This is a genomic window from Bradyrhizobium sp. CSA207 (genome assembly GCF_029051685.1).
Taxonomy (GTDB): Bacteria; Pseudomonadota; Alphaproteobacteria; order Rhizobiales; family Xanthobacteraceae; genus Bradyrhizobium.
In genome coordinates this window covers 59096-74220 of the sequence record NZ_JAACFT010000027.1, presented here as the reverse complement: position 1 = coordinate 74220, position 15125 = coordinate 59096, and the positions used below count along the sequence as shown (strand labels likewise).

General features: G+C 64.0%; 15 protein-coding genes. 12 read left to right on the top strand and 3 right to left on the bottom strand.

The genetic code is table 11. The features are described from left to right. Positions 1 to 2: 2 nt before the first annotated feature. Positions 3 to 623, bottom strand: a complete 621-nt coding sequence (locus GWG65_RS27830) for a hypothetical protein (protein WP_275198757.1) — start codon at positions 621 to 623, stop codon at positions 3 to 5. 82 nt (positions 624 to 705) lie between these two features. On the opposite strand from GWG65_RS27830, the gene GWG65_RS27825 reads away from it, so the two are divergent. Next, positions 706 to 1359, top strand: a complete 654-nt coding sequence (locus tag GWG65_RS27825; protein ID WP_275198756.1) for a TetR/AcrR family transcriptional regulator — start codon at positions 706 to 708, stop codon at positions 1357 to 1359. 192 nt (positions 1360 to 1551) lie between these two features. After that, positions 1552 to 3264, top strand: a complete 1713-nt coding sequence (locus GWG65_RS27820; RefSeq protein WP_275198755.1) for a sulfatase-like hydrolase/transferase — start codon at positions 1552 to 1554, stop codon at positions 3262 to 3264. A 45-nt stretch (positions 3265 to 3309) separates the two neighbouring features. Here GWG65_RS27820 and GWG65_RS27815 read toward each other — a convergent pair whose 3' ends face one another. Then, a complete protein-coding gene (locus GWG65_RS27815) occupies positions 3310 to 4869 on the bottom strand; it encodes an ABC transporter permease/substrate-binding protein (protein ID WP_275198754.1) in 1560 nt (519 codons plus the stop codon). Further along, the gene (locus GWG65_RS27810; RefSeq protein ID WP_275198753.1) at positions 4866 to 5648 is read right to left on the bottom strand and encodes an ABC transporter ATP-binding protein; all 783 of its coding nucleotides are present in this window, start codon (positions 5646 to 5648) and stop codon (positions 4866 to 4868) included. The genes GWG65_RS27815 and GWG65_RS27810 overlap by 4 nt, the downstream gene beginning before the upstream one ends. A gap of 143 nt (positions 5649 to 5791) precedes the next feature. On the opposite strand from GWG65_RS27810, the gene GWG65_RS27805 reads away from it, so the two are divergent. From GWG65_RS27805 to GWG65_RS27760, 10 genes are all read left to right on the top strand, one after another. Then, positions 5792 to 6610: an ABC transporter ATP-binding protein gene (locus GWG65_RS27805; RefSeq protein WP_275198752.1), complete on the top strand. Its 819-nt coding sequence runs from the start codon at positions 5792 to 5794 to the stop codon at positions 6608 to 6610. Further along, positions 6610 to 7398, top strand: a complete 789-nt coding sequence (locus GWG65_RS27800) for an ABC transporter permease (RefSeq protein WP_275198751.1) — start codon at positions 6610 to 6612, stop codon at positions 7396 to 7398. The genes GWG65_RS27805 and GWG65_RS27800 overlap by 1 nt, the downstream gene beginning before the upstream one ends. Positions 7399 to 7469: 71 nt before the next feature. After that, on the top strand, positions 7470 to 8495 hold the full coding sequence (locus GWG65_RS27795; protein WP_275198750.1) for an ABC transporter substrate-binding protein: 1026 nt from the start codon (positions 7470 to 7472) through the stop codon (positions 8493 to 8495). Between the two features lie 30 nt (positions 8496 to 8525). Beyond that, positions 8526 to 9230, top strand: coding sequence for an NUDIX hydrolase (locus tag GWG65_RS27790; protein WP_275198749.1), 705 nt, complete (start codon positions 8526 to 8528; stop codon positions 9228 to 9230). Between the two features lie 94 nt (positions 9231 to 9324). Then, on the top strand, positions 9325 to 10635 hold the full coding sequence (locus tag GWG65_RS27785) for an ABC transporter substrate-binding protein (protein WP_275198748.1): 1311 nt from the start codon (positions 9325 to 9327) through the stop codon (positions 10633 to 10635). A 15-nt stretch (positions 10636 to 10650) separates the two neighbouring features. Beyond that, the gene (locus GWG65_RS27780; RefSeq protein WP_247385198.1) at positions 10651 to 11418 is read left to right on the top strand and encodes an ABC transporter ATP-binding protein; all 768 of its coding nucleotides are present in this window, start codon (positions 10651 to 10653) and stop codon (positions 11416 to 11418) included. A 2-nt stretch (positions 11419 to 11420) separates the two neighbouring features. Further along, complete coding sequence (locus tag GWG65_RS27775; RefSeq protein ID WP_275198747.1) at positions 11421 to 12125, top strand: ABC transporter ATP-binding protein; 705 nt, start codon at positions 11421 to 11423, stop codon at positions 12123 to 12125. A gap of 5 nt (positions 12126 to 12130) precedes the next feature. Next, positions 12131 to 13012, top strand: coding sequence for a branched-chain amino acid ABC transporter permease (locus tag GWG65_RS27770; RefSeq protein WP_148740643.1), 882 nt, complete (start codon positions 12131 to 12133; stop codon positions 13010 to 13012). Continuing rightward, on the top strand, positions 13009 to 14028 hold the full coding sequence (locus GWG65_RS27765) for a branched-chain amino acid ABC transporter permease (RefSeq protein ID WP_275198746.1): 1020 nt from the start codon (positions 13009 to 13011) through the stop codon (positions 14026 to 14028). The genes GWG65_RS27770 and GWG65_RS27765 overlap by 4 nt, the downstream gene beginning before the upstream one ends. Further along, entirely contained in the window at positions 13988 to 14911 is a 924-nt protein-coding gene (locus GWG65_RS27760; protein ID WP_275198745.1) for a polyphosphate kinase 2 family protein, read from the top strand. The genes GWG65_RS27765 and GWG65_RS27760 overlap by 41 nt, the downstream gene beginning before the upstream one ends. Positions 14912 to 15125: the final 214 nt, after the last annotated feature.

Sequence of the window (15125 nt, the reverse complement as noted above, 5' to 3'; positions counted from 1 at the left end):
GCTCAGCTTGCCTCGGCCGTCCGTCCGCGCGGATGGGCGGCCATCGCGATCATCCGCAGGGCCATCACTGCGAGCAGCGGAATGAGGAACGCGGCATAGAGCGGCATCGCCGGGACGCGCTTGCCGAACGACACCATGAACTGGAACCAGAGATAGTAGCCGCCTGCGAGATGCAGCGCGCGCCAGGCGCGTGGCCCGATCAGTGCGGCCGTGCGGTCGAATGAGGTCGTGCTCATGGCGATGATGAAGGCATAGCCGATGCCGCCGAAGATGTAGGAAGCGGCCGAGGTGGCCTCCGCGAAGCCGGCAGGATCCATTTTGGCGAATGCGACGATCGCAACCGCGTGGATGGCGTGGGAGGCCGCGAAGCTCAGGCCCAGATAGCGGCGGTTGCGGCACTGCCAGCGTGTCCAGCCATTGGGCCAAAGCCGCGCCAGCGAAGCGGCGCCGAAGGCGAGGCAGAACAGAATGAGCGAGCTTCGTGCCGTAAACCGGATCACCATGCGCACGCCGTCGATCTCGAACTGCCGCATCGATGCAATCCACAGGCTCAAGGCGATGAGGCTCAAGGCGAGGGCGGCAAGCAGCCGCCAGCCCTCGAACCAGCTTTGACGTTGCGGCATGGTGATGTCTCCCCGGGGTCGCGTGGTGGTCAATGGTGTAATCGCTGATTACATTCACGTTCGGGTGATGCTAGAAAGCTTCATGCCCACCGGCCCCACACCCAAGCTTCGCCGCGGCCGCAGCGCGGCCGAGGCCCGGCCCTACCACCACGGAGACCTCCGCCGCGTCCTGATCGACGCTGCGCTGCAACTTGCGGCCGAGGGCGCCAAGATCTCGGTCCGCGAGGCGGCACGCCGCGCTGCGGTGTCGCCTGGGGCGCCGTTCCGGCACTTCCCCAACCGCGATGCGCTGATGGCGGCGGCAGCCGAGGAAGCGCAGCGGCGCTTCCGCATCGAGATTGAGGCGACGCTGGGCCAGGCGTCTCCGGCAGACCCGCTGGCTCGCTTCCGCGCCTTCGGCCTCGCTTACCTGCGCTGGGCGATGCGTAATCCCGCACATTTTGAGATCATCTCGACGGGGAGCTACTTCGCTCATGGCAGTTCAGCCGAGCTGACGCGCGACAATTCCGAACTGATCGCGCTGACGGAGCGAATGCTGGCCGATGCGGCGGAGCAGGGCCTGCTGCGGTCGGACGACCTCAAGCGCATCCAAATTGCCGGCCGTGCCCTGGTGTACGGTTTCGCCAGGATGAAGCTCGATGGCCACTTTCAGCGCTGGGGCGTGGAGGAGGGCGAGATCGAGCGGATGGCCGAAGGGGTGATCGACCTGTTCATTGCGGGGATCATCAGGCGCTAGAGCCCTGGCCTGTGCGGCCCATTCGCTCGTCACTAACATTAAGCGAAGGTCGGACCGTGACACGCGTTGCTAGTCCGTGACCGTTCAATTACAGTTTTATGACACGGTGCAGGCTTCCGGCTGCGCCGAACGCCGAAGGCCGGTCCGACAGGCTCGGCATTACCGCGCCGGACCAGCTGTTGCGTGTCGTCGATGGCGTCCGCGCCCAATCCAGGTCCCTCTGCCGCCACCGCCGTGCTGGCGAGCGTTGCCGCGCTCGGCATCTGGCGCCTGCTTGCGGTTGCCGCGCCGCATCTCGCAGCCCTGGCCCTGATGTACGAGACCGAGACCGATTTCGGCGCGCGGCTGTCTTTCGTACTGGCCTGGGGCATCCTCAACTTCTTCTGGATCACGCTGCTACGCCGGCCCGCACTATCGGGCGCGCTGTCGCTGACCATGGTCGTCGTGCTCGTGCTCTTGTCACGGCTCAAACACGACGTCGTGCAGATGACGGTGAACTTCATCGACCTGATGATGATCGACCGCGACACCGTCGCGTTCCTGTTCACGATTTTCCCGAACCTGCGCTGGTCGGTGATCCTGACCGGCCTCGTCACGCTGCCGCTGATGTATGCGTTGTGGTGGCTCGATCCTTTCCGTATCCGCCGTCTGCCGGCGCTCGCCTCCATGCTCGCCTGCGTCGCTGCACTGGTTGGCTATTCGCTCTACCATCCGGACGAGGCCTGGCGCGGCTATTACGACGACGGCTATCTCTCGAAGTTCTTCCGCTCCGGTGTCAGCGCGGTCTCCGACTTCGCGCAATACGGCTTCATGGAGTCGGCGGCGTCGACCAACGAGCGGCTCAACATGCCGCTGGTCGATGCCTGCCATCCCGCGGGCCGCCGGCCGAACATCATCATGATCCATGATGAGTCGAGTTTCGACATCCGCGCTGCTCAAGGCATCAAGGTGGCGCCGGACTACGGCAGCCATTTCAAATCCTATGACGGCAAGCAGCGCACGTTTCTGGCCGAGAGCAATGGCGGGCCGAGCTGGTTCACCGAGTACAACGTGCTCGCCGGCCTCTCGTCGCGCTCGTTCGGCCGCTTCGCCTATTTCGTGACGCGCATCGCGACAGGTCGCGTCGAGCGTGGCCTGCCGCTGGCGCTGCGCCGCTGCGGCTACGACACCATGTCGCTCTATCCCGCCTATGGCGCCTTCATGAGCGCACGCAGCTTTCAGCTCACCACCGGCATCGAGCGCTTCTATGACGCGAAGGATCTCGGCGCAAAGGATGTCGAGCCGGACGGCTTCTTCTACGACAAGGCGCTGCAGTTGATGGGAACGCGGTCGCCGAACAAGCCACTGTTCACCTTCGTCTATCTCGGCGCTAATCATTTCCCCTGGGAAACGCGCTTCCGCCCCGATCTGATGCCGAACTGGCGCGCGCCGGGCAATACGCCCTCCATCGACGAATATCTACGCCGGCAAGCCATCAGCGCGGAGCAGTACAGGAGCTTCATCGCCGGCCTGAAAAAGACCTTTCCAGGGGAGCCCTTCCTGATCGTGCGCTACGGCGACCATCAGCCGGAGTTCGCGCCGCAGATCCTCGAGCCCGGGCTCGACGAAGGCGGCCTCGGTAAGAAGCTCGATGGTTACGATCCGCGTCTCTATGGGACTTATTACGCGATCGATGCCGTCAATTTCGATCCGGTGAAGAGCGATGCGGTGATGGACACGGTCGACGGTCCCTATCTGCCGCTGGTGATCCAGGAAGCCGCCGGCATCCCGCTCGACCCGTCCTTCGCCGAGCAGAAGGAGATCATGCTTCGCTGTAAGGGCATTTTCTACGGCTGCAAGGACGGCGCCGAGGCGAAGCGGCTCAACCGGCTGCTGATCAATGCGGGGATGATCAGGGGGCTTTAGCGCTCTGACGCGCTTCGCCAAGACAACACTGAATGACGGCACGTCCTACCGCTTGCCGATTTTCTCCCACAGCCACTTCGCCACCACATCCGGCGATGAAGTCGCGTCATTGCCGGCGGCGCGCAGATTCGCCTCGCGCATCGTGGCGATGTCGATCTTGCCGAGCAGGGGCTTGAGCGCCGCTTGCAATTGCTCGTCCCCGATGCGTTTCGGCGCGAGCAGCAGGATTGCGTCATAAGGCGGAATGGCGTGCCTGGGATCGTCGAGCACCACGAGATCGTATTTCGCAATCAGCCCGTCGCTGGTGTAGCCGGCGATCACGTCGACCTCGCCGCTGGCGACCGCCGCATACATGAAGTCCGGCTGCATCTGGCGCTGGGTGCGGAACTGAAGGCCATAAGCCTTCTGCAGCGCCGCCCATTCCGGTCGTGAGAAGAACTCGTAATCGCCGGCGATCGACATCGTCGATGCATGCCCGACGAGATCGGCAATGCTATGGATGCCGAGTGCCTCGGCGCGCTGCTTCGGCATCACCAGCGAATAGGCATTCTCGAAGCCCAGCTCACCGAGCAAGGTGACGTTTTCCTTGGCGAGTGAGGCCTTCAGCTCCGCGAGCAGCTCCGCGCGTGGCTTGATATCCGTGCGGTGCAGCTGGTTGGCCCAGAGCGTGCCGGAATAATCGACGTAAAGATCGATGTCGCCGGCCTTCAGCGCCTGGAAGATGACGCTCGAACCGAGGCCGGAGCGCGCAGTGGCGGGGAGACTGGACGCCTGCAGGCGCTCCCTAAGCAGGGCCGAGAGCACATGTTGTTCGGCAAAGGTCTTGGCGCCGACCACGTACCCCGGCGATGAACGCGCGATCCACGGTACCAGCGTTGCCGCTACCAGCGCCAGGATGCCCGCGGCACCGAGCCCGGAGCGCAGGCGGCTGCGCAGGCGCAGTCCATTCTCGATCAGGCCAAGCAGTTGATCGACGGCGAGCGCCAGCAGCGCCGAGGCGAAGCAGCCGAACAGCACGAACACCCAGTTCTGGGTCTGGAGCCCGGCGAAGATGTAGTTGCCGAGGCTGGTCTGCCCGATCGGTGTCGACAGTGTCGCGGTGCCGATCACCCAGACCGCGGCGGTGCGGATGCCGGCCATCATCACCGGCAGCGCCAGCGGCAGCTCGACCATGACCAGAGATTGCCGTGCGGTCATGCCGACGCCTTTGGCGGCTTCGATCAGCGCGAGGTCGATGCCGTTCAAGCCGGTGATGCCGTTGCGCAGCACCGGCAGCATCGAATAGAGCGCGAGCGCCAGCATCGCGGGCAGGAAGCCGAACGCCGAGAAGGAGGCGCCGAACAAGGCGAGCGTCAGGGACGCCGTCGCCAGCAGCAGCGGGTAGAACAGCGCGAGCAGCGCCAGTCCCGGCACGGTCTGCACGATGCTGGCGAGTGCGAGCAGGATGCCGCGCGGCGCGGGGCGGTTGCGCGTCAGGATTGCCAGCGGCAGGCTGACGATCAGGCCGAGCGCGAGCGCGGCGAGACTCACGCGCACGTGGTTACCGAGATAGTCGGGCAGATGCGACAGCGCCTCGCCCCAACGCGGATCGTCGATGAAGCTCATGCCGCACCGCTCCGTGGCAACAGCGCATTCAATCGCTCGACCTGGCGCCGCGGCGTCCGTAACAGCTCCAGCACATAATCGTCCCCGCTCTCCGAGAGTGCCGCCGGCGTGCCCTGCGCAAGCAGTATCCCGCTGCGCATCACGGCGATTCGGTCGGCAAGCAAAATGGCTTCCGTCATGTCATGGGTGATCATCACGGTGGTCAGACCGAGCTTGCGATGCAGTTCGCGAAAATCTTCGCCAAGCGCGTCGCGGGTGAGGGGATCCAGCGCGCCGAATGGCTCGTCCATCAGCACGATGCGGGGGCGTGCCGCAAGCGCCCGCGCCACGCCGACGCGCTGGCGCTGGCCGCCGGAGAGCGTCTCGGGCAGACGGTCGCGATGCGCAGCCCGGTCGAGCTGCACGAGCTCGAGCAACTCGTCGACGCGCGCGGCGATGTCGGCCAGGGGCGCGCCGAGCAGCTTTGGCGTGATCCCGATATTGTCGGCGACGCTCAGATGCGGGAATAGTCCGCCGCTCTGGAAGACGTAACCGATCCGCCGCCGCAGCGCGACGGGATCGATGTTGTGCACGTCCTCGCCCTCGACCGTGATCGTGCCCCCATCGACCTCGATCAGCCGATTGGCGAGCCGCAGCAGCGTCGTCTTGCCCGAGCCCGAGCTGCCGACGACGGCCACAAACTCGCCCTCGGCGATGTCCAGCGACACGTCGTCCACAGCCTTGGTGGGGCCGAAGCTCTTGCTGACACGCGCATAGGCAATCATCGGCCTGGAATGCATCGGGCGGGGCTCACTCTCCTCTTACCCTCCCCCTCCAGGGGAGGGTAAGAGCACGGCAAGACCCCATGCATAGCACGGTTGGCCGGTTGATTGAACTTGCCCGCGCCAGAGGCTAAGGCATCGTCCGGGTTCGGAGGAAACACATGACAATGCCCACGGCAGTGGCCCTTGAGGATGCCAAAGTCGCGTTCCGGCTGGGGGACGGGCGGGTCTACACCGCGGTGGAGAAGGCCCATCTCACGGTGGCGCAGGGCGAGTTCGTCGCCATCGTCGGGCCGACCGGCTGCGGAAAATCGACGCTGCTCAACGTTGCGGCGGGCCTCTTGAGGCCAGCCGCCGGCAGCGTCAAGGTGTTCGATCGGCCGCTCGCGGAGCTGAACCGCGATGCCGGCTATCTATTCCAGGCGGATGCGCTGTTCCCCTGGAAAACTGCGCTCGACAACGTCGCGATCGGGCTGGAAGTCAGGGGCACCCCGCGCGCCGAGGCGCTTCCGCGCGCGCAGAAATGGCTGACTTCGGTGGGTCTAGGGGCGTTTGCCAGTCGCTATCCGCACATGCTCTCGGGCGGCCAGCGCAAGCGCGTGGCACTGGCGCAGGTGCTGATCCGCGATCCAAAGATCCTCTTGATGGACGAGCCGTTCGGGCCGCTTGATGCGCAGACGCGGCAGGTGATGGGCAATCTGCTGCTCGACCTCTGGAACGCCGACCGCAAGGCCGTGCTGTTCGTGACCCATGATCTGGAAGAGGCAATCGCGCTCGCCGACCGCGTCGTGATCATGTCGGCGGGACCCTCCTCGCGCATCATCGGCGACTGGTCCGTGACGCTGCCGCGCCCGCGCGACATCTTCGAGGTGCGGCTCGACAAGGAATTCCATGCGCTCCATCGCGAGATCTGGAGCGTGCTCAAGGATGAAGTGATGAAGGGCTACGCGCAATCCACGCACGCGGCGGAGGCGGTCTGATGACGCGCGTGACGCTGCTCTCGCTGCAGGCTCTGGTCGCGGTCGTCTGTCTCGTGCTGTGGCAATTGCTGTCGACTGTTCCCGTATTCGGCAAGGTCTTGCTACCGCCCTTCTTCTTCTCCAACCCGGTCGACGTATTCAGCCAGATCGTCAAATGGTTTTCTTCCGGCGTGATCTGGAAGCACCTTTGGATCACCTTGGTGGAATCCATCCTGGCCTTCGTGATCGGATCGCTCGGTGGCGTGCTGATCGGCTTCTGGTTCGCACGCCAGCCGCTGGTTGCTGCGGTGTTCGATCCCTACGTAAAAATGGTCAACGCGCTGCCGCGGGTCGTGCTGGCGCCGATCTTCGCGCTGTGGCTGGGCCTCGGCATCTGGTCCAAGGTCGCGCTCGGCGTGACGCTGGTCTTCTTCATCGTGTTCTTCAACGTCTACCAGGGTGTGAAGGAGGTCAGCCGCACCATCCTGGATAATGGCCGCATGCTCGGCATGAGCGAGCGGCAGCTGATGCAGCACGTCTATTGGCCCTCGGCACTGTCGTGGATGTTCTCCTCGCTGCACACTTCAGTTGGGTTTGCCGTGGTCGGCGCGGTCGTCGGCGAATATCTGGGATCGGCCGCAGGTCTCGGCTACCTGATCCAGCAGGCCGAAGGCGTGTTCGACGTCGCCGGCGTGTTCGCCGGCATGTTCGTGCTGTCGGCCTTCGTCATCCTGATCGATTTCGGGGTGACGCTGGTGGAGCGGCGTTTGCTGGTGTGGCGGCCGACCGCGTCGGATGGACGGGGCTAGCGTACGCGTAAGTCGGCTTCTCAACCTCGATCCGCTGCTCTATGGTGCCGCCAGCCGAACGGAGGAAACCAATGAAGAACACGATTGCCAGGCTCGCCGGTGCGCTGCTCGCGCTGACGCTCACCGCCGGCCTTGCCGCGGCGCAAAGCAAAGTCACTATCGCAGTCGGCGGCGGCTCCTGCCTGTGCTATCTGCCGACGGTGCTGGCCAAGCAGCTCGGCGAGTACGACAAGGCCGGTCTCAGTGTCGAATTGATCGACCTCAAGGGCGGCTCGGATGCGCTGAAGGCCGTGCTCGGCGGCAGTGCCGACGTCGTCTCCGGCTATTTCGATCATTGCGTCAATCTGGCCGCCAAGAAGCAGGAGCTCCAGGCCTTCGTGGTCTATGACCGCTATCCCGGCCTCGTGTTGGTGGTCTCGCCCGCGCACACCAACGAAATCAAGTCGGTCAAGGACCTTGCCGGCAAGAAGGTCGGTGTCAGCGCGCCCGGCTCCTCCACCGACTTCTTCCTCAAATACATGCTCAAGAAGAACGGCCTTGATCCCGCAGGCACTGCGGTGATCGGCGTCGGCCTCGGCGCCACCGCGGTCGCCGCGATGGAGCAGGGGCAGATCGACGCAGCGGTGATGCTTGATCCCTCCGTCACCGTGCTCCAGGGCAGCCACAAGGACCTGCGCATCCTCAGCGACACCCGCACGCAGAAGGACACGCTCGAGACGTTCGGCGGCGAATATCCGGGCGGTGCCCTGTACTCGACCGCGGCCTGGGTCAACGGTCACGAGAAGGAGGTGCAGGCGCTCACCAATGCGATCCTGGGCACGCTCGCCTGGATCCACTCGCACTCGCCCGAGGAGATCATGGCGAAGATGCCGGAGGAGACGGTCGGCAAGAACAAGGATCTCTATCTTGCCGCGCTGAAGAACACGATCCCGATGTTCTCTGAGACCGGTAAGATGGACCCAAAGGGTGCGGACGCCGTGCTCGCGGTATTCAGCGTCGGCTCGCCTGACGTGGCCAACGCCAAGATTGACGTCAGCAAAACTTTTACCAACAAGTACGTCGAGCAGGCCAAGAAGACCACGGGGAGCGCCAAATAACTGACGCGAAGGCGTGGTAACCGACCCGTCATGACATCCCCGGTCATTCATCGCGTCACGACACTTGGCCTCGCCGTACGGCCGATCATCTGGCCGTTCGCCGAGGAACGGCGCGCCGAGATCGCGGCGCACTTTGCCGAGAAGCAGCGCGAGCGGCCGAAACTCTGGAACGGCCGCGTCCTGTTGGGACGCGATCCCGTATTCGCCGACGGTCATTTCGCTGCGACCTATTTCGAGACGGATTTTGCCAGCTTCCTCGCCTGGCGCGACTGGGGCTTCCCCGATCCCACCGTGTTCAACGGCTTCGGCATGGGCGCGTTGCGCACCTCGGATGGCGCCTTCGTGATGGGCGAGATGGGGCAGCACACCGCCAATGCGGGCCGGATCTATTTCCCCTCTGGCACGCCGGATCTCGATGACGTCAAGGACGACGCGCTCGACATTCCCGGCAGCGTCGTCCGCGAGATCGCGGAGGAGACCGGCCTGACCGCCGGCGACTACCGGGCTCAGCCGGACTGGCACTGCGTGGTTACCGGCCCCACGATTGCAATGATCCAGGTTCTCAACCTGGATGTGCCGGGCGAGGCCGCTCGGGCCCGGATCGAAGCCAGTCTCGCGCGCGAGGCCGAGCCGGAACTGTCGGCCATTCATCTCGTGCGCGAGACGAGTGATCTGACGCCGTCCATGCCGCGATTTGTCACGGCCTTCGTCGTGCAGCAGTTCGCCTCGCGCTGACGCGCGAGGCTTGACATCGCTTCGCTCAGCCAATGTGATGGGCAAAAACCAACAGCAAGACGGACGCAATGCACAATCGTCCAGGGAGGTTTTGATGCGCCTGCGCATGGCTGCCCGCTCGGTACGTGGGCTGTTGATCGCGACCGCCGCGATGGGCTTGATGGCTTCGGCACAGGCTCAGGAGAAGAAGATCAAGATTGGCGTGGTGTTCGACCTGACCGGACCGCTCGCAGGCGGCGGGTCCGAGCTCAACTATGTCGGTGCAAAGATCATCCTCGACCATTTCGCCAAGACCGGCGTCGAGGGCTACAAGATCGAGGCGGTCTACGCCGATGCGCAGAGCAAGCCCGACATCGCCATCAACGAATCCGTCCGCCTGCTCGAACAGGAGAAGGTCGACATGGTGCTCGGCTTCTTCTCCTCGGCGCAATGCGTGCCGGTCGCGGCCCGCGTCGAGCAGCTCGAGAAGTTCATGTGGATGACGACCTGCATCTCGTCGGCCGTGTTCAACGAGAAGGGCTACAAATACGTGTTTCGCCCGCAGGCGAGCGGCGACCAGTTCGGCATGATGACGATGGATTTCATCGCGCAGAACGCCAAGGCGAAGTTCGACAAGGAGCCCAAGGACCTGCGCGTCGCCATCATCCACGAGGACGGCGCCTATGGTGTCGACGTCTCCAAGGGCAATGAGGCCGGTGCCAGGAAGGCGGGCTTCAGCGTGGTGATGAAGGAAGGCTATTCGGCCACCGCGCCGGATCTATCGGCGCTGGTCACCAAGCTGAAGCGCGCCAAGCCCGACGTGATCTTCCACACCGGTTACAATCCCGACATCACGCTATTGTTGCGCCAGGCCCGCGAGCAGGGACTGAAGTTCGGCGCACTGATGGGGCATGGCGCGGGTTACGGTGTCTACGAGAAGCTGAAGGAGGGCATGGGCGCGGACGCTACCTACATCTTTAACGCCGACCCGATCTCGATCTGGCTCGCCAACCAGAAGACCATGGATCCGAAGCTCCCGGCCGTGATCAAGATGGTTGGCGAGGAGTTCGACAAGATCAGGCCGGGTGTCGCCATCCGCTCGGCCCATGTCGGCATCGGCGCGTCCAACACCTACGTCTTCATGGCCGATGTGCTGCCGCGCGCGATCAAGAAATATGGCGGGGTCGATCCCGACGCGCTGCGCAAGGCCGCGCTCGATACCGACATTCCCGAGGGCGGCACCATGCTCGGCTTCGGCGTCAAGTTCTACGGCGAGGGCACGCCGATGGCGGGCCAGAACGAGCGCTCGTTCCCGGTGGTGATCCAGTATCTCGATGACAAGTCCCATGTGGTGTGGCCCAAGAGCCAGGCGCAGCGCGAGGCCGTGCTGCCGCTACCGAAGGGCACCACCTACAGCAACCAGTAGCGGCGGAGAGCTTTGGTGTTGGAGGTCAGCGGGTTGGTGAAGCGGTTCGGCGGCTTCACCGCCGTCAACAATGTGTCGTTCAGGGTCGATCAGGGCGAGATCCTCGGCCTGATCGGCCCGAATGGCTCGGGCAAGAGCACGATCTTCAACATGCTTTCCGGCACGCTGGCGCCGACTTCCGGATCGATCCTGTTCGCCGGCCACGAGATCGCGGGTCTCGCGCCGCACCGGATCATCAACCGCGGCATCGGCCGCACCTTCCAGATTCCGCGGCCGTTCCGCCGCCTGACCATCTTCGAGAACGTCGCGCTCGCCGGCTTCTACGGTCAGGGGCGCCACAGCCGCGCCAAAGCCGAGGAGGCCGCCGAGCGGTCGCTGGCGATGGTGGGCTTGCCGGCGGATCGCCATGCCAGCGTCGATGGCCTGGGCGCGGCCGGCCTGAAGAAGCTCGAACTGGCAAAAGCGCTTGCGACCGCGCCGAAACTATTGCTCGCCGACGAGAGCCTCGGCGGACTCGACGACGCCGAGATGGACCAGGCGGCCGACATGCTGCGCAACATCCGCGACGAGCTCGGCATCACCATCATCTGGGTCGAGCACATCATGGGCGTCCTGATGCGCGTTGTCGATCGCGTCATGGTGCTCGATCACGGCGAGAAGATCTCCGAGGGGCTGCCGAGCGCGGTCGCCGGTGATCCGCGCGTCATCGAGGTCTATCTCGGCACCGATGCCGAGACGACGCAAGCCGCGGCCGCCGAAGCGCGCCGCCGCGCCGGAGGCTAGCGATGCTGGAGCTTCGGTCCATCAACGCCGGTTACGGAACATTCCAGGCGCTGTTCAACGTCGATCTCGACGTGAAGGCCGGCGAGGCCGTTGGCGTCATCGGTCCGAACGGCGCCGGCAAGACAACCCTGATGCGCGTCATTTCCGGCCTGATACGCCCTTCGCGCGGGTCGATCACCATGGAAGGCGCCGACGTCGTCGCAACACCGCCGCACAAGATCGTCAGCCTCGGCATCGCGCATGTGCCGGAGAACCGCCGGTTGTTTCCGCAGCTCTCCGTCGACGACAATCTGAAGATGGGCGCCTTCATGAAGGAGGCGCGCGACCACTACGCCGAGCGGCTGGAGGTCGTGTTCGACCTGTTCCCGCGCCTGAAGGAACGCCGCCAGCAGATGGCCGGCACCATGTCCGGGGGCGAGCAGCAGATGTGCGCGATCGGCCGTGCCCTGATGTCGAATCCAAAGCTCTTGCTGCTCGACGAGCCATCCGCAGGGCTGGCTCCGGTCGTGGTGCAGCAGGTGTTCGAACTCGTCAAGCGGATCCGCGCGCGCGGGCTGACGGTGCTGATCGTCGAGCAGAACGTGCAGCAGGTGCTGCGCGTCGTCGATCGCGCCTATCTGATCGAGGCCGGCACGATCAGGGCGTCCGGCACCTCGGCCGAGATGCTGGCGAGCGACACGGTCAAGGAAGCTTATCTCGGGGTGTGAGGGCCATGCAGGCATTCCTGGACATTTTCGACGTCTACCTGCTGGAGGCCGTGATCAACGGCATCCTGCTCGGCGGCGTGCTGGCGCTGCTCGCGCTCGGGCTCAATCTGATCTTCGGCGTCATCGACGTGACCTGGATCTGCTATGCCGAGCTCGTCATGATCGGCATGTACGCCATGTATTTCATGGTGCAGTACTACGGCCTCAGCTATTTCATTGCCGCGCCGTTCACCATCATGCTCGTCGCGATCCTCGGCGCCGCGCTGCACTACCTCGTGATCGCACCATTGCTGACCGCGCCCCCGATCAATCAGCTGCTCGCGACGGGTGGGGTGCTGTTCGTGCTGCAGAGCTTTGCCACCGTTGCCTTCGGCATCGACTTCCGCAATCTCGGCATCCGCTTGCCGGTGCTGGCCTTCGGCGAGATGAATTTCAGCTACGCGCGGCTGCTGTCCTTTCTCGCCGCGCTGGTCGGCATGATCGCGGTCTATCTGTTCATGACCCGCACCTTCACCGGCACCGCGATCCGCGCCATTTCTCAGGACCGGCAGATCATGGCGCTGATGGGCGTCGACACCAGGCGCATCTATCTCGTCACGTCCGCGCTGGGCGGCGCGCTGGCGGGGCTCGCGGCCTGTCTGCTGGTGCTGCAATATGACGTGCATCCCTTCGTCGGTCTCTCATTCGGCCCGATCACCTTCCTGATCTGCGTGCTCGGCGGACTCGGCAATTTCATCGGCGGCTTCATCGCCGCGTTCGTCTTTGCCGAGATCATCTCCCTCGGCGGCCTGTTCTCCGACCTCGAATGGGGCTACGTGCTCGCCTTCGCCTTCTTCATCGTCATGATGTTCATCCGGCCCGCGGGCCTGTTTGCGAGGCGCCGATGATGGTGCAGGGCCGGCTTGTGGCGTGGACGGTGGGATTGGCGGCGCTCGTCGCGCTGCCTTTCGTTTATCGCGATCCCTATCACCTGCACATCCTGGTGCTGATCCTGATCTGGTCGTTCGCCTATACATCGTGGTCGATGATGGGACGGTTCGGCCTTGTCTCGCTCGGCCATGGCGGCTTCATGGGGATCGGTGCCTATGTCACCGCGCTGCTGTGGAACCACATGGGCTTGTCGCCCTGGATCGGCATCCCGATCAGCATGGTTGCCGCCGGCGTGCTGGCGCTGATCGTTGGCTATCCCTGTTTCCGCTTCCGCATCACCGGGCATTATTTCGTGCTGGTGACGCTGGCGCTCTCAGGCATCGTGCTCCAGGTTATCACGGCGACGCGCGACTATACCGGTGGCTCGCTCGGCTACACGCCAAGCCGAACGTCGGGCAACAAGCTGCTGGCGCTGCAATTCGACGACAAGACGACCTGGTACCTGATCGCGCTTGGTGTATGGCTCGTGGGCATCATTGTCTGGCACTTGATCGACCGCAGCATGAGCCGTTACGCGCTGGAAGCGATCTCGGAGGATGAGGACGCTGCGGCGGCCGCCGGCGTCAACGTCACCGCGGAGAAGCTGAAGATCACGCTGATCAGCGCGCTGATGACGGCGCTGGCGGGCGCGATCTACTGCCAGTACCAGATGTTCATCACGCCGGACACCGTCAGCGGCATCGCCGTGTCGCTCCAGATGGTGTTCGCCGCCATTGTCGGCGGCCTGTTCGTTTCGCTGGGGCCGACTGTTGGGGCGGTCATCACCATTTTGCTGGCTGAGACCTTGCGGATCGGCTTCGGCACCAGGGCGGTCGGCTGGGACAACCTCGTCTATGGCGTGTTGCTCGTCCTTTTCATCATATTCCTTCCCAAGGGTATCCTTGGTAGCGTGCTCGACCGATTGAAGCCGCAACGCAAGGTGCCCCGCGCTCATGAGCAAGAAGCCGTCCAAATCGCTCGCCCAGGAGCTTGACCGTTACATCACGCCATTCCGCTACGATGGATCCGGCAAGTTTCATCTCAAGGCGCACAAGACCGACGCGAAGGGCGATCTCGACAAGGAAGAGGCGGAGGAGATTCTCGAGGCCAACAAGAAGCGCCTCGCGGAGTTTCAGGAGAAGCTGTACGCCCAGGATCGCTGGTCGCTGCTGATCGTGCTCCAGGGCATGGATGCGGGCGGCAAGGACTCCGCGATCAAGGCGATCTTCGAGGGCATCAACCCGCAGGGATGCGAGGTCCACGCATTCAAGCAGCCGAGCAGCAAGGAGCTCGATCACGATTTCCTCTGGCGCCATGTGCTCGCACTGCCCGAGCGCGGCCATATCGGCATCTTCAACCGCTCCCATTACGAGGAATGCCTGGTGACGCGCGTGCACCCGGAGATCCTCTCCAAGGAGAAGCTGCCGGAAAAGCTCGTGACAAAGAACATCTGGAAAGAGCGGTTCGAGGATATCTCCGCCTTCGAGCGCTACCTCGCGCGCAACGGCACCGTGGTGCTGAAGTTCTTCCTCAACCTCTCCAAAGAGGAGCAGCGCGCCCGTTTTCTCGGCCGGCTGGAAGATCCGTCCAAGCAGTGGAAGTTTTCCCTGGACGACATCAAGGAGCGTGCGCTGTGGCCGCGCTATCAGGCGGTGTACCAGGACATCGTGCGCCACACAGCCACGCCCCATGCACCATGGTACGTCGTGCCCGCCGATCACAAATGGTTCGCGCGCGTGGTGATCGGCTCGGTGATCGTCGCGGCGCTCGAGCGGCTCGATCTGCGCTTCCCTCGTGCTGATAAGGCCTCGCTGGGGGAATTCAAGGAAGTGCGCAAGGCGCTGGAGCAGGAAGGGAAGGCGAGCGGCAAGCGGTGACGCGGCGGGATCGGAACGTTCAAATGTGATTTCAACGCCATTGATCCCGCTTGACAGTTTTGTGTCACGGGAGGACCATCCAGGGGGTCGCAAATATGCGACAAGCAACGTCCACTTCATGAGCAAGGGGAGGTCTATGACGCCACCTCCGCAAATCCAGCCGCGTTAAGTGCGATGGAGCTCGTTCGGACTATCGCATAGCGGCAAAAACCGC